The organism is Conexibacter sp. CPCC 206217 (assembly GCF_030646165.1).
GTDB lineage: Bacteria > Actinomycetota > Thermoleophilia > Solirubrobacterales > Solirubrobacteraceae > Conexibacter.
Map to the genome: position 1 here is coordinate 772,001 of NZ_JAUTDO010000001.1, position 13,408 is coordinate 785,408.

Here is a 13,408-nt window from a genome sequence, read left to right on the forward strand (position 1 = left end):
CCACGGCGCGAATACCGGTCGATGCGCCCCACGGCCCAGCACCCCGCCACGTGAAGCGTCAAAGCGTCGAACGCCTCGCCGACGAGGAGCTGATGACGCTCGTGCAGGATGGCGAGGCGCGCGCGCTGGAGGTCCTCTACGACCGCCACGGCGGCGCCGCCTACTCGCTGGCGTTCCGGATCATGGGCGATCGGCAGACGGCCGAGGACGTGACGCAGGAGGCGTTCGTGTCGATCTGGCGCGCGGGCGGCCGCTACGACCCGACGCGCGGCAGCGTCCGCTCATGGGTGCTGGCGATCCTGCGCAACCGCGCGATCGACGCGCTGCGCCGCACGGCCTCGCGCGCCCCGCGGCTGGACTACGACGACGACGCGGCGCTGGAGAGCCAGGAGAGCCCCGAGCGGACCGACGGCGAGGCGCTGCGGCGCGAGCGCGCCCGCGTCGTTCGCGGCGCGCTGCAGGAGCTGCCGCAGGATCAGTCGCAGGTGCTCGGGCTCGCCTACTTCGGCGGCTTCACGCACAGGGAGATCGCGGACCTCCTGGAGGTGCCGCTCGGCACCATCAAGGGACGGATGCGGCTGGGGCTGGAGAAGATGCGGACCAGCATGGACGAGGCGATCTGATGAACGTGGCAGACGACCACAGCCGCTGGGACGAAGACCTCGCCGCGTACGCGATCGGCGCGCTCGACTCCGACGACACCGTCGCGTTCGCGAGACACCTCGCGGGCTGCGACCGCTGCCGCGGCGAACTGCACCGGCTCGCGCCCGTCGTCGAACTGCTGCCGGCCTCGGTCGAGCAGCTCGAACCTCCGCCCGCGCTGCGCGGCCGCATCATGGCCGCGATCGCGCAGGAGCCGGCTGGTGCGGCGGCTGGGGTGGCGAGTACGCATGCGCCGGAGCCGGCCCCGGCGCCGGCGCCGCATCGCCGCCGCAGCACGCTGCGCGAGCGGATCCGCGGCTGGCACGTGCCGGCGCTGCCGGCGGTGCTGACCGGCGCGGCCGTCGCGGCCGCGTTCGCGGTCGGCTTCCTCGTGCGCGGCGGGGACTCGACCACGAGCCCGCAGCGCACGACCGTCCCGGTCGTCGCGGCCGTGGGCGGCGGCGACGTGCGCGGCCAGCTGATCTCCGAGGGCGGCGCCTGGCACCTCGACGTCTCGCGCCTGCCGCAGCCCAGAGCGGGCAACGTCTACCAGGCGTGGGTGATGCGCAGAGGCCGCGACGTCGAGCCGTCGACCGTCTTCGTGCTCGCCAGAGACGGCTCCTCGACGGTCGCGATCCCGCAGTCGCTGTCCAACGGCGACCAGGTGCTCGTGACGCAGGAGCCGTCCGGCGGCAGCGCGGCGCCGACGTCGAGACCGCTGCTCAGCGCAAGCGTCTGAGCGGGAGCGCCGCGGGCATCGCAGGCGACGGCCGCAACAGGCTTGGATGCCCGATCGGCGCGTGCGGTGACCCTTCTATGACGGATGTCACACAAGCGGCGTACGCGAACGCGCACCATGTGTCTACGCGATCGACTGAATCACCCGCCGGGCCCGCGAACCCGGCAAAAAGCTTCCTCACCGATCGCAGCACCACCACATAGACACATCTCTCCTCCCGGGAAAAGGCTCGCCATTGGCGGGCCTTTTCTCATTGGGATTGCGGCAGCGTAGCGAATGGTTCGCGGCCGTGCCGTGCGGTTCGTGACAGACGGCACGCGAAGCCGGCCGCCGGTGGCTGTGGCGGGCGTCTAATCTCGTGCCCGCACACCGAGCCGAACCGAGGAGAGCCCCGATGCCGTTGATCGACGTCACCTATCCGCAGGGCGCACTGACCGACGCGGCCCGCGACGCGCTCGTTGAGGCGCTGACCGTCGCCGTCATGAACGCCGAGGACCTGCCCGACGCGCCCTTCTTCCGCGGCGTCACGTGGGCCTGCGCGCACGAGCAGCCGAGCGGGACCTACTACGCCGGTGGCCAGCCGATCGACCGACCGCTGTTCCGCGTCGAGGCGCGCGTGCTGGCCGGCGCCGTCACGACCGAGCGCAAGCAGACGCTGGTCGAGGCCGCGACGCAGGCCGTGATCGAGCACAGCGAACTGGGCGCCGACGACGCCCCGCGCGTGATGGTCGTGCTCGACGAGGTCGCCGACGGCAACTGGGGCGCGGCCGGCGGGATCGTGAACGCCGAGGCGCTCGCCGGCGCGATCGCCGCCCACCGCGAGCAGGAGGCCGCCGCGAGCTGAGCGGCCGCATAGGGCGTTCAGGCAGCTCTGTCTGAGCGCCCTCGCCCGACTCGCGTACCCTAGAGCGCGAGCATGCAGCACGAAGACGACCAGCAGAGCCCCGCGGCGGGCATCGACCCGGCGCGGCTGGAGGCGGCGCTGGCGGTCCTGGCAGAGGTCGAGCGGCTTCCGCTCGAGCACCCCGACGCGCTGGCGGTCCAGCGCGCGACGGCGAGCATCTACAAGACCGTCAAGAAGACGCGCAAGCGCGAGCGCCGCGACGCGATCCTCGCGCACGACCGCGCGATCGTGCACGCGACCGCGACCGGCGCGCCCGGCCGCATCGACGACGAGACCGCCGGCCTGCCGCTCAAGACCGCCGCCCGCGGCGCGAGCGCCGGCACGCTGCTGGAGTCGATCGCCTGCTACGTCTGCAAGGAGCACTTCACCGAGGTCGACGCCTGGTACCACCAGCTCTGTCCCGACTGCGCGACGAGAAACCACCAGCGCCGCGACGCGCGCACCGACCTCACCGGCCGCCGCGCGCTGCTCACCGGCGGGCGCGCGAAGATCGGCATGTACATCGCGCTGCGACTGCTGCGCGACGGCGCCCACACGACGATCACGACGCGCTTCCCCAACGACGCGATCCGCCGCTTCAAGGCGATGGAGGACAGCGACGAGTGGATCCACCGGCTGAGAGTCGTCGGGATCGACCTGCGCGACCCGTCGCAGGTGATCGCGCTCGCCGACAGCGTCGCCGAGCAGGGCCCGCTCGACATCCTCATCAACAACGCCGCGCAGACGGTCCGCCGCTCGCCGGAGGCGTACGCGCCGCTGGTCGAGGCCGAGCGCGCGCCGCTGCCCGCGGGCGAGCTGCCAGAGCTGGTCACGTTCGGCCAGGTCACGAGCGCCCGCCCGACGTCGCTGCCGTCGGGGATCGAGTCCGGCCAGCACTGGGCCCCCACCCCCCACGCGCTGACCGCGCTGGCGCTGACGGCGAAGTCGGCCTCGATGGACCGCGTCGCGGTCGGCGAGGCGATCGACGCCGGCGGCCTCGTGCCCGACCTGCACGGCACCAACAGCTGGATACAGACGGTCGAGGAGGTCGATCCGACCGAGCTGCTGGAAGTGCAGCTGTGCAACATGACCGCGCCGTTCATCCTCGTCAGCCGCCTGCGGCGCGCGCTGGCGGCGTCGCCCGCGCGGCGCAAGTACGTCGTCAACGTGTCGGCGATGGAGGGCCAGTTCAGCCGCGGCTACAAGGGTCCGGGCCATCCGCACACGAACATGGCGAAGGCCGCGCTGAACATGATGACCCGCACCAGCGCGAACGAGATGCTGGAGCAGGACGGGATCCTGATGACCGCCGTCGACACCGGCTGGATCACCGACGAGCGCCCGCACCCGACGAAGATGCGGCTCGCCGACGAGGGCTTCCACGCGCCGCTGGACCTGGTCGACGGCGCCGCCCGCGTCTACGACCCGATCGTCCGCGGCGAGCTCGGCGAGGACCTGCACGGGATCTTCCTGAAGGACTACGCCAAGTCGCCCTGGTAGCGGCCCGGCCGCGCCGGCCACGGCGCGCTGCCGTGCACGAGCGTCCCGGTGCTCGGCGCGCTCGTCACCTCCAGCGACCCGCCGACCGCGAAGACGCGGTCGCGCATGTGCGTCAGACCGCTGCCCGCCGCCAGCTGCTCGGGCGTGACGCCGCCACCGTCGTCGGCGACGACGAAGTCGATCCGCCCCGCCACGCACTCCAGCCGCACCGCCACGCGCGCGCCGGCGCCGGCGTGCTTGCAGGCGTTCTGGATCGCCTCCAGGCAGCAATACCAGACGGCCGCCTCGACGTCGGGCGAGCTGCGGCAGACAGCCGTCCCGCAGTGCACCTGGACCGGCAGCAGCGACTCCTGCGCCTCCGCCTCCAGCGCCGCGGCGAGCCCGCGCGTCGCCAGCAGCGACGGGTAGATCCCGTGGGCGATCGCGCGCACGGCGTCGAGCGCGTCCTGCGCCTCCTCGCCGAGCGCGACCAGCTCGTCGCGCAGCTCCGGCGCGCCCGCGGCGCGCGCCTCGTCGGCTGCCAGCCCGAGCTTGATCCGCAGCGCGACGAGCCGGTTCTGCCCGCTGTCGTGCAGGTCGCGCTCGATCCGCCGGCGCTCCTGGGCGCCGGCCGCGAAGATCCGTGCGCGTGAGGCGCGCAGCTCGCGCGCGGTCGCCTGCAGCTCGCCCTCCAGCGCGATGTTGCGGCGCTCCAGCAGCGTGCTCTCGATCAGCCGCCCGCGCACCTGGCCGGCCAGCAGGGCCCATGGCACCAGCAGGCCCGAGACGACGCTCAGCCAGCCGACCGCGAGCGCCAACGGGTCGTCGCCGCCGCTGACCCGCAGCGCGCCCGACAGCGCGACCGACGCGGCGAACACGAACAGGCAGGCGTACGGGATCTCCAGCGCGGCGCGCTGCAGCCCGCGCTCGGCCAGCGCACGGCGCGCGAGCAGCACCGCGACGGTCAGGATCAGCGCGTTGGTCGCCAATGCGGCGACGTCGGCGAGCGTGGCGGCGAACGACTCGCCGAGCCCGAAGACGCCGTACGGGTTCGCCGGGCAGGTGCCGTCGCAGCGTGTCAGGATCCCGCCCAGCGGCAGGTCGCGCCCGCCCAGCAGCAGCACGATCCACATCAGCGCGATCGCCGCCACCGCGCCGCGGAACGCCAGCTCCGTCGAGCGCCGTTCGACGCGCCCGTGCGGGAACGCCAGCATCACGTAGACGAGCACCACCGCGAACGGCACCCACGCCAGCCGCCCGAGCGTGAACGCGGCCGGCGAGGTGAGCGCCATCGGCGTCGTCGCCGCGAACGCGAAGCCGCCGACGACGAGCAGCAGCCCGAGCCCGCTGGCCGGGCGCAGCCGCCACGTCTGCAGGCCGATCCCGACCCACGAGGCGATCGCGACCGCGCGCACCGCGGCGTTCGGCAGCGGGTCGGCGAAGACGCTGCTGCCGGCGCCCAGCAGCGCGGCGGCGAGCGCCGCGGCGGCGCCGGCGAGGGCCAGCGGCACGAGCAGCCGCGGGGTCGGCTGCGGCACGTGAAGGCTGCGCGCGGAGGTCGCCCGGCGCAACAGCCGCGGCCGCGGCAGCGCGGTCGCGTCGGATCGCTGATAGGGGGTCGTCGTCATGGCCTGGCCCGGCTGACGTTGCTTTCCTTCCCACCTTCCCACGCCGGGGGCGCGTCGCCAACCCCTTACACACCACTTTGAGACCGGAAAGGTGATTGACTGGCCGTCGAGCGCCCGCACGGACAGGAGGACGATGTCTGGCCGCATCGCACCGGAACGCGAGCAGATCGACGACGACGCGCCGATCCGCGTCGTGCTGGCGGACGACAGCTACCTCGTGCGCGAGGCGGTCGCGCGGATCCTCGCGGAGGAGCCGCACCTGCAGGTCGCGGCGGTCTGCGCCGACCGCGCGTCGCTGCTGGAGGCGGTCGAGCGCGAGCGCCCGGCGGTCGTCGTGACCGACATCCGGATGCCGCCCGACCACGCCGACGAGGGCATCCAGGTCGCCGACGAGCTGCGCCTCAGCCACCCCGAGATCGGCGTCGTCGTGCTGAGCCAGTACGCCGACCCGTCGTTCGGGCGCGCGCTGCTGGCGCAGGGCGCCGACGGCCGCGCCTACCTGTTGAAGGAGCGCGTCCACGATCGCCGCGAGCTGGTGACGGCGATCGACGCGGTCGCGCACGGCGGCGCGTTCATGGACGCGAAGGTGATCGAGGCGATCCTCGCGGGCGAGGCGCGCGCGCAGGACTCGCCGCTGGCGGAGCTGTCGCCGCGCGAGCTGGAGATCCTCGGGCAGATCGCGATGGGCAAGAGCAACGCGCGGATCGCCGCCGACCTCGTGCTGACCAAGCGCGCGATCGAGAAGCACATCAACGCGATCTTCCTGAAGCTCGGCCTCAGCTTCGCCGACGACGTCAGCCGCCGCGTCAAGGCGACGCTGATCTACCTCGCGGCGACGAATCAGGCCGGTGGCGCCGCCACAGCTCCATGAGCTTGGACGGCCGCAGATCCTGCTTCGCGAGCACCGCGGCCGCGCCGCAGGTCTCGGCGTCGGCCGGCAGCTGATCCGGCGCGCCGGAAGAGACGAGGATCACGACGGTGCGCGGCCGCCGCGCCAGCAGCCGGCGCGTCGCCTCGACGCCGTCGCCGCCGGGCATCCGCACGTCCATCAGCACCAACTGCGGCGTGACCCGCTCCAACGCCGCCAGCGCCTCGCTTGCCGACGCCGCCTCGGCGAGCGTGCGGAAGCCGCGCGTCGCCTGCACGACCGCGCGGGCCGCGCTGCGGAACGCCGCCTGATCGTCGACGGTCATCACGCCGACGTCGTGGTGCGTGCGGACCATCGCCCGATCATCTCCCGCGCGCGCGTGGTGCGCAGTGGTGCATGCCGGTGTCCGCGTGTGGTGAGCGCACCCTTGGCGCGACGGCGCGGGCGGTGGGACGGTTCTGACTCCGCTCCAGATCCGAGGAGGAACCATGGGAGTTCACGCGGCGGGCGGAGTTCCCGCCCCGAGCCGTTCAGACGCCGTCGTCTCCACGCACACCGGCACCGGCTGGGTCGTCTTCGCCGGGACGATGCTGCTGATGGTCGCGGCGCTCAACATCATCTACGGCATCGGCGCGATCAGCGATGCGAACTTCTTCATCAACGACACGCGCTACATCTTCGGCAGCCTCAGCACGTGGGGCTGGATCGTGACGCTGACGGGTGCTGTGCAGATGCTGGCGGCGTTCGGCATCTGGGCCCGCAACGGCTTCGCGACCTGGCTCGGGATCGGCTTCGCGGGACTGAACGCGATCGCGCAGCTGCTGATGCTGCCGGCCTACCCGTTCCTGTCGCTGGCGCTGTTCGCCGTCGACATCCTGATCATCTACGGCCTCGCGGTCCACGGCGGCCCGCAGGACGAGTTGGCCTGAGCCCTTCGCGGCGCGCCGGCCGCTGCCGGCGCGCCGATCAGGTCAGCCGATCAGTGCCCGACGAGTCTGCTCGCCTCGGTCAGCACCTCGCCGAGGATCGTCACGATCTCGTCGAACTGCTGCTGGCCGGCGACCAGCGGGGGCGATATCTGCACGGCCGGGTCGCCGCGGTCGTCCGCACGGCAGATGATGCCGGCGTCGTAGAGCCGCTCGGAGAGGAAGCCGCGCAGCAGTCTCTCCGACTCCTCCTCCGTGAAGGTCGCGTTCGTCTCGCTGTCCTTCACCAGCTCCAGCGCGTAGAAGTAGCCGGTGCCGCGCAGGTCGCCGACGATCGGCAGCTCCAGCAGCTGCGCGAGCGTCGCTCTGAACGCGTCCTCGGTCGCGCGGACCGTCTGCGGCAGCTGCTCGCGCTCCATGATCTCGAGGTTCTTCAGCGCGATCGCCGCCTGCACCGGGTGGCCGCCGAAGGTGACGCCGTGCATGAACGTCGCGTCGCCCTGCTGGAACGGCTCGGCGATGCGGTCCGACGCGATCACGGCGCCGATCGAGGCGTATGCGCTGGAGAGGCCCTTCGCGCAGGTGATGATGTCCGGTCTGATGTCGTAGCGCGCGGAGGCGAACCAGTCGCCGATGCGCCCGAAGCCGGTGATCACCTCGTCGGCGCACAGCAGGATCCCGTGCTCGTCGCAGAGCGCGCGCACGCCCGCGAAGTAGCCGGCCGGCGGCGTGAACGCGCCGCCGGAGTTCTGCACCGGCTCCATGATCACCATCGCGATCGTGTCCGGGCCCTCGGAGTGGATGCGGTGCTCGAGGTCGTCGAGCAGGAACTGCGTGAACTGCTCCTCGCTCTCGTCGGCGGGGCGGCGGAAGCGGTTCGTGTTGCGCACGTGCGCGACCTGCGGCACGAGCGGCTCGAACGGCTGGCGCAGGCCCGGCACGCCGGTGATCGAGAGCGCGCCCATCGAGGTGCCGTGGTAGGCGATGTCGCGGCCGATCGCCTTCCAGCGGCGCTCGCCGTTGGCGGTGTGGAACTGACGCGCAAGCTTCCACGCGCCCTCGACCGACTCGGCGCCGCCGCTGGTGAAGAAGACGCGGTTGAGGTCGCCCGGGGCGAGGTCGGCGATCCGCTTCGCCAGCTCGATCGCGCGCGGGTGCGCGTAGGACCAGTTCGTGTAGAACGGCAGCTCGCGCATCTGCGCGGCCGCGGCCTCGCCGATCTCGTCGCCGTAGGAGTAGCCGACCTGGACCGCGAAGAGGCCCGCGAGCGCGTCGAGGTATCTCTTGCCGCCTGAGTCCTCGAGGTAGCAGCCCTCGCCGCGCGCGATGATCGGGACGGGATGGTCGGCGCCGTACGCGCCCATGCGCGTGAAGTGCATCCAGAGGTGGTCGCGCGCCGCCTGTTGGAGGTCGATGCCGGTGGGGTCGTTCGCTGTCGCTGTCATGAGCTTCCGTTTCAGAGTCCGATCCGCACGGCGACGTGCTTGATCTGGGTGTAGTCCTCGAGCGAGTAGGTCGACATGTCCTTGCCGTAGCCGGACTCCTTGAAGCCGCCGTGCGGCATCTCGCTCGTGATCGGGGTGAGGTGGTCGTTGACCCACACGCAGCCGAACTGCAGCTGTCGCGCGGCGTCCATCGCGCGGCCGACGCTTTCGGTGAAGACGGAGGCGGCGAGGCCGTAGCGCGAGTCGTTCGCGTACGCGAGCGCCTGCTCGTAGTCGTCGACGCGCTGGATCGTGACGACCGGGCCGAAGACCTCGTCCTGCACGATCTCGCTGTCCTGCGCCACGTCCGCGACGAGCGTCGGCGCGACGAACGAGCCGCCGGCCGGGCCGATCGCGTCGCCGCCGCCGCCCGTGACGATCCGCGCGCCGGCGGCGGTCGCGCGCTCGAGGAAGCCGAACGCGCGCTGCTGCTGCTTGGCGGAGATGACGGGGCCCATCTCGATCCGGTCGCCCTCGGCGGGATCGCCGACCTTCAGCGACTCGATCGCCGGGACGAGCCGTTCCAGCAGGCGGTCGTAGACGCCTCTCGTCGCGATGATGCGGGTGCCGGCGGTGCAGTCCTGGCCGGAGTTCCAGTAGCCGGCGACGCGGATCGCCGCGACCGTCTGCTCGAGGTCGGCGTCGTCGAGCACGACGATCGGCGCCTTGCCGCCCAGCTCCAGGTGCAGGCGCGTGAGGTTGTCGGCGGCGGCGCGCGCGATCGTCTTGCCGGTGCGCACGTCGCCGGTCAGCGAGACGAGCCCGAAGGCGCGGTTCTCGACCAGCTTGGCGCCGACGTTGGGGCCGTCGCCGGTGACGACGCCGAGCGCGCCGTCGGGCAGCGCGCCGGAGGCGTGCGCCAGCTCGGCGAAGCGCAGCAGCGACAGCGGCGTCCCCTCCGCGGGCTTGAGGATCTGCACGTTGCCGGCCGCCAGCGCCGGGCCCATCTTCCACGCCGCCATGTTGAGCGGGTAGTTCCACGGCGCGATGCCGGCGACGATGCCGATCGGCTCACGCCGCACCATCGACGTGTAGCCCTTGATGTACTCGCCCGCGGACTTGCCTTCGAGCGTGCGCGCGGCGCCGGCGAAGAAGCGCAGCAGGTCGGCGGAGGCGGTCACCTCGTCCTTCGCCATCGGCAGCGGCTTGCCGGTGTTGGCCGACTCGAGCTGCGCCAGCTCGTCAGTCGCAGCGTCCATCGTGTCGGCCAGCTTCAGCAACGCGGTCGCGCGCTCGCCGGGGGTCGTCGCGTTCCACTCGCGCCTGGCGGCGAGCGCGGCCTCGACGGCGCGCTGCACGTCGGCGCCGTCGCCCTCGGGGACGGTCGCGATCGTCGCGCCCGTCGCGGGGTTGACGATCTCGCGCGTGGCGCCGCCGACGGCGTCGAGCAGCTTGCCGCCGACAAGGTTGCGGAACGGGGTGCTGGGAGTCGTCTGAGCCACGGCGGCCTTCCTCCAGGCGGTTGCGCTTTGCGTACCTATACCCACCTTACACTGCGATAACCGCACTGTGTATGCGTTTTTACTGCGGATGTCGCTAATGCCTGCGGACGTCAGTAGGATCGAGCCGATGAACGACCGCAGACGCGGGGCGATCGCCGGCAGCGCGGTCCTCGACGACCTCGACCGCGCGATCGTCGAGGCGCTGCAGGCCGACGGGCGCGCCTCCTTCCGTGAGATCGCGCGCTCGCTCGCGGTCGCCGAGGGTACCGTGCGCAACCGCTACGACCGCCTCTCCGACGCCGGCGTGCTCGACGTCGTCGGCGTCACCAACCCGCTCGCGCTCGGCTTCGACGCGATGGCGATGGTCGGCGTCACGACGAGCGGCCGCTCGCAGTCGGTCGCCGACGCGCTCGCCGAACTGCCCGAGGTCAGCTACGTCGTCGTCGTCGCCGGCCAGTTCGACGTGCTCGTCGAGTTGGTCTGCCGCGACCACGCCCACCTGCTCGACACGACCGAGCGCCTCGGCACGCTCGACGGCGTCGTCGCGACCAACACGTTCGTCTACCTGAAGCTGGCGAAGCAGAGCTTCCAGCACGGGCGCCTGCGCGGGCGGGAGTGACACACTTCCACCCATGAGCGACGAGCTGACGAAGAACCTCGCGCGCAACCGCTACGAGCTGCACGGCGACGACGGCGACCTGCTCGGGTTCGTCGAGTACCTGCCGGCGGGCGAGAGCACGATCATCGCGCACACCGAGGTGGCGGTCGAGCACGAGGGCGAAGGGGTCGGCGGGCGGCTCGTGCGCGGCACGTTCGCCGCGATCGAGGCCGACGGCAAGACCGTGATCCCGCTGTGCCCGTTCGCCGCCGCCTATGTGCGCAGACATCCCGACCTCGTCGCGCTGGTGGCACCGAGCATGCGCTCCCAGTTCTGAGCCAGGCTCAGGCGTCGGGTAGAACTACAGGACCGTCCGCCGACCTTCTTCGAGGAGCCCCGCCATGGCCGAATGCAGCCACCTGGACCAGATCGAGTTCCTCGAGCTGCCCGACACGATCGAAGGCTGCAAGGACTGCCTCGCGGTCGGCGGCACGTGGGTCCACCTGCGGATGTGCCACACCTGCGGCGAGATCCGCTGCTGCGACTCGTCCCCCGGCAGACACGCGACCAAGCACGCCGCGGCCGCCGGCCACCCGCTGCTGCGCTCCGCCGAGCCGGGCGAGGTCTGGTCGTGGTGCACGATCGACGAGATCGGCTTCACGCTGCGGGCCGGCTGAGCGCCGCGGCGCCCGGCGCGCGGCGGGACGCACGGCTCTGGCGACGCCGCCTGACCCGCCGCCGCGTCGCTTCCCTGACCGACTAGGCTCCACGCGTGGCGACCACGACCGCTCCACCCGCCGCCGCGGGCGACCAGACGACGCCGAAGAAGCGTCAGCTGCTCGGACAGCTCGGCGGGCCGCTGCGCCATTTCATCACGACGGAGGCCGGCAGCGCGGGGCTGCTGCTGATCGCGACGATCGTCGCGCTCGTGTGGGCGAACTCGCCGCTGTCGGACTCCTACGAGTCGCTCTGGCACACGAGCCTGGCGATCTCGCTCGGCAGCTGGGACCTCGACCTCGACCTGCGCCACTGGCTCGACGAGGGCCTGATGGCGCTGTTCTTCTTCGTGATCGGCATGGAGGTGCGACGCGAGTGGTCGATCGGCGAGCTGCGCGACCGCAGCCGCGTGACGATCCCGGTGATCGCCGGCATCGGCGGCATGATCGTGCCGGCGCTGCTGTTCCTGCTGATCGCCCCCGGCGGCGAGGCCGGCGGCGGCTGGGGGATCGTGATCGCGACCGACACCGCGTTCCTGCTCGGCGCGATGGCGATCGTCGGCCCGGCCTGCCCGACCCAGCTGCGCGTCTTCCTCTTGACGCTCTCGATCGTCGACGACATCGTCGCGATCTCGGTGATCGGGATCGTCTACTCCGACTCGATCGACCTCGTCGCGCTGGCGGTCGCCGCCGGCTGCCTCGTCGGGATCGCGCTGCTGTCGGAGCTGCGCGTCTGGCGCGGTTCGGCGTACGCGGTACTCGGGCTCGGCCTGTGGCTGGCGACGCTGATCTCCGGCGTGCACCCCACGCTCGCCGGCATGGCCGCAGGCCTGCTGATCACCGCCTACACGCCGTCGCGCGAGCGCGTCGAGGAGGCGGCGTCGAGAGCGCGCGCCTTCCGCCAGTCGCCGCTGGCGAGCGTCGCGCGTGACACCGGCCGCAGCGTCGCGCGCTCGATCTCGCCGAACGAGCGGCTGCAGGAGCTGCTGCACCCGTGGACCGGGTTCGTGATCGTGCCGCTGTTCGCGCTCGCCAACGCCGGCGTCGACCTGCGCGGCGGGGCGCTCTCCGACGCGCTCTCCTCGCCGCTCACGTGGGCGGTCGTCGTCGGCCTCGTCGGCGGCAAGATGCTCGGCATCTCGGCCGGCGCGCTCGGCGCGATAGCCGCGCGGCTGGGCAAGCTGCCGCAGGGCGTCGGCAAGGGCCAGGTCGTCGGCGGCGCGGCGCTGTCGGGGATCGGCTTCACCGTCTCGCTGCTGATCGCGGGCCTCGCCTTCGACTCGCCGCAGCTGCAGGACGAGGCGAAGATCGGCGTGCTGCTGGCGGCCGTGCTCGCGGTCGCGGTCGGCTGGATCGCGTTCAAGGCCGCGGCGGTCCTGCGCGGCGAGGTCAGCGCCGGGCTGCCGACGATCCTCGACCCGCCGCTGGACGTCACGCGCGACCACGTCCGCGGCCCGCTCGACGCGCCGCTGACGCTGGTCGAGTTCGCCGACTTCGAGTGCCCCTTCTGCGGCCGCGCGACCGGGATGGTGCGCGAGCTGCGCAGACGCTTCGGCGACGACCTGCGCTACGTGATCCGTCACCTGCCGCTCATCGACGTGCACCCGCACGCCGAGCTGGCCGCCCAGGCGATGGAGGAGGCGGGCGCGCAGGGCAGATTCTGGGAGCTGCACGACAAGCTGTTCGACCACCAGAACGAGCTCGAGTTCGAGGACCTGCTCGGCTACGCCGGCAAGATCGGGATCGACGTCGAGGAGATGGCGCGCGCGCTCAGCGACGGCCGCCACCTCGGACGCGTGCAGGAGGACGTCATCAGCGCCGAGCTGAGCGGCGCCCGCGGCACGCCGACCTTCTTCGTCGGCGACAGACGACACGTCGGCGCATACGACGCCGACACGCTCGCCGCCGAGATCGAGGCGTGCCGGGGGAGCTAGGGGCGGCGGGTCGGGCCGCGGGAACGATGCCGCGGCCCCGTGCCAGGTCCGCGGCGCGCCGCGGACACG

Annotated in this window: 14 protein-coding genes; 10 read left to right on the forward strand and 4 right to left on the reverse strand. The window is 72.4% G+C overall.

Going from position 1 to position 13,408, the window contains the following annotated elements:
* The first annotated feature begins 50 nt into the window (after positions 1–50).
* The 4 genes from Q7L65_RS03705 (at position 51) to Q7L65_RS03720 (ending at position 3,764) form a co-directional block, all read left to right on the forward strand.
* Complete coding sequence (locus Q7L65_RS03705; RefSeq protein WP_304718886.1) at positions 51–623, forward strand: sigma-70 family RNA polymerase sigma factor; 573 nt, start codon at positions 51–53, stop codon at positions 621–623.
* A complete protein-coding gene (locus Q7L65_RS03710; protein WP_304718888.1) occupies positions 623–1,381 on the forward strand; it encodes an anti-sigma factor domain-containing protein in 759 nt (252 codons plus the stop codon). Before Q7L65_RS03705 ends, Q7L65_RS03710 begins: the two co-directional genes overlap by 1 nt.
* Before the next feature lie 394 nt (positions 1,382–1,775).
* The gene (locus Q7L65_RS03715) at positions 1,776–2,225 is read left to right on the forward strand and encodes a tautomerase family protein (protein ID WP_304718889.1); all 450 of its coding nucleotides are present in this window, start codon (positions 1,776–1,778) and stop codon (positions 2,223–2,225) included.
* A 72-nt stretch (positions 2,226–2,297) separates the two neighbouring features.
* Positions 2,298–3,764: an SDR family oxidoreductase gene (locus Q7L65_RS03720; RefSeq protein ID WP_304718890.1), complete on the forward strand. Its 1,467-nt coding sequence runs from the start codon at positions 2,298–2,300 to the stop codon at positions 3,762–3,764.
* On the opposite strand, the gene Q7L65_RS03725 is transcribed toward Q7L65_RS03720, so the two are convergent.
* On the reverse strand, positions 3,743–5,371 hold the full coding sequence (locus Q7L65_RS03725) for a histidine kinase (protein ID WP_304718891.1): 1,629 nt from the start codon (positions 5,369–5,371) through the stop codon (positions 3,743–3,745). The two genes, Q7L65_RS03720 and Q7L65_RS03725, sit on opposite strands and share 22 nt — an antisense overlap.
* Before the next feature lie 133 nt (positions 5,372–5,504).
* Between Q7L65_RS03725 and Q7L65_RS03730 the strand changes: the two genes are divergently transcribed.
* Positions 5,505–6,242: a response regulator transcription factor gene (locus Q7L65_RS03730; protein ID WP_304718892.1), complete on the forward strand. Its 738-nt coding sequence runs from the start codon at positions 5,505–5,507 to the stop codon at positions 6,240–6,242.
* Here the strand turns inward: Q7L65_RS03730 and Q7L65_RS03735 are convergent.
* A complete protein-coding gene (locus Q7L65_RS03735) occupies positions 6,178–6,594 on the reverse strand; it encodes a response regulator (protein ID WP_304718893.1) in 417 nt (138 codons plus the stop codon). The two genes, Q7L65_RS03730 and Q7L65_RS03735, sit on opposite strands and share 65 nt — an antisense overlap.
* A gap of 133 nt (positions 6,595–6,727) precedes the next feature.
* On the opposite strand from Q7L65_RS03735, the gene Q7L65_RS03740 reads away from it, so the two are divergent.
* Positions 6,728–7,168: a hypothetical protein gene (locus tag Q7L65_RS03740; protein ID WP_304718894.1), complete on the forward strand. Its 441-nt coding sequence runs from the start codon at positions 6,728–6,730 to the stop codon at positions 7,166–7,168.
* Between the two features lie 50 nt (positions 7,169–7,218).
* Here the strand turns inward: Q7L65_RS03740 and Q7L65_RS03745 are convergent, their stop codons facing one another.
* On the reverse strand, positions 7,219–8,610 hold the full coding sequence (locus Q7L65_RS03745) for an aspartate aminotransferase family protein (RefSeq protein ID WP_304718895.1): 1,392 nt from the start codon (positions 8,608–8,610) through the stop codon (positions 7,219–7,221).
* A gap of 11 nt (positions 8,611–8,621) precedes the next feature.
* A complete protein-coding gene (locus Q7L65_RS03750; protein WP_304718896.1) occupies positions 8,622–10,091 on the reverse strand; it encodes an aminobutyraldehyde dehydrogenase in 1,470 nt (489 codons plus the stop codon).
* Between the two features lie 127 nt (positions 10,092–10,218).
* Here Q7L65_RS03750 and Q7L65_RS03755 point away from each other — a divergent pair, with 127 nt between their 5' ends.
* The 4 genes from Q7L65_RS03755 (at position 10,219) to nhaA (ending at position 13,339) form a co-directional block, all read left to right on the forward strand.
* Positions 10,219–10,710 carry an Lrp/AsnC family transcriptional regulator gene (locus Q7L65_RS03755; protein ID WP_304718897.1) on the forward strand — a complete coding sequence of 164 codons (492 nt, stop codon included), beginning with the start codon at positions 10,219–10,221 and terminating at the stop codon, positions 10,708–10,710.
* A gap of 13 nt (positions 10,711–10,723) precedes the next feature.
* Positions 10,724–11,026, forward strand: a complete 303-nt coding sequence (locus Q7L65_RS03760) for a GNAT family N-acetyltransferase (protein ID WP_304718898.1) — start codon at positions 10,724–10,726, stop codon at positions 11,024–11,026.
* Positions 11,027–11,090: 64 nt separating this feature from the next.
* The gene (locus Q7L65_RS03765) at positions 11,091–11,366 is read left to right on the forward strand and encodes a UBP-type zinc finger domain-containing protein (RefSeq protein ID WP_304718899.1); all 276 of its coding nucleotides are present in this window, start codon (positions 11,091–11,093) and stop codon (positions 11,364–11,366) included.
* A 95-nt stretch (positions 11,367–11,461) separates the two neighbouring features.
* Positions 11,462–13,339 (forward strand): Na+/H+ antiporter NhaA, encoded by a 1,878-nt coding sequence (gene nhaA, locus Q7L65_RS03770; RefSeq protein ID WP_304718900.1) that lies wholly within the window; start codon positions 11,462–11,464, stop codon positions 13,337–13,339.
* The last annotated feature ends 69 nt before the right edge of the window (positions 13,340–13,408 follow it).

Bases quoted from the DNA above. Each gene is read 5' to 3' on its own strand.
- Q7L65_RS03710 (WP_304718888.1), top strand. From the start codon at position 623: ATGAACGTGGCAGACGACCACAGCCGCTGGGACGAAGACCTCGCCGCG.
- Q7L65_RS03715 (WP_304718889.1), top strand. From the start codon at position 1,776: ATGCCGTTGATCGACGTCACCTATCCGCAGGGCGCACTGACCGACGCG.
- Q7L65_RS03720 (WP_304718890.1), top strand. From the start codon at position 2,298: ATGCAGCACGAAGACGACCAGCAGAGCCCCGCGGCGGGCATCGACCCG.
- Q7L65_RS03725 (WP_304718891.1), bottom strand. From the start codon at position 5,371: ATGACGACGACCCCCTATCAGCGATCCGACGCGACCGCGCTGCCGCGG.
- Q7L65_RS03730 (WP_304718892.1), top strand. From the start codon at position 5,505: ATGTCTGGCCGCATCGCACCGGAACGCGAGCAGATCGACGACGACGCG.
- Q7L65_RS03735 (WP_304718893.1), bottom strand. From the start codon at position 6,594: ATGGTCCGCACGCACCACGACGTCGGCGTGATGACCGTCGACGATCAG.
- Q7L65_RS03740 (WP_304718894.1), top strand. From the start codon at position 6,728: ATGGGAGTTCACGCGGCGGGCGGAGTTCCCGCCCCGAGCCGTTCAGAC.
- Q7L65_RS03745 (WP_304718895.1), bottom strand. From the start codon at position 8,610: ATGACAGCGACAGCGAACGACCCCACCGGCATCGACCTCCAACAGGCG.
- Q7L65_RS03755 (WP_304718897.1), top strand. From the start codon at position 10,219: ATGAACGACCGCAGACGCGGGGCGATCGCCGGCAGCGCGGTCCTCGAC.
- Q7L65_RS03760 (WP_304718898.1), top strand. From the start codon at position 10,724: ATGAGCGACGAGCTGACGAAGAACCTCGCGCGCAACCGCTACGAGCTG.
- Q7L65_RS03765 (WP_304718899.1), top strand. From the start codon at position 11,091: ATGGCCGAATGCAGCCACCTGGACCAGATCGAGTTCCTCGAGCTGCCC.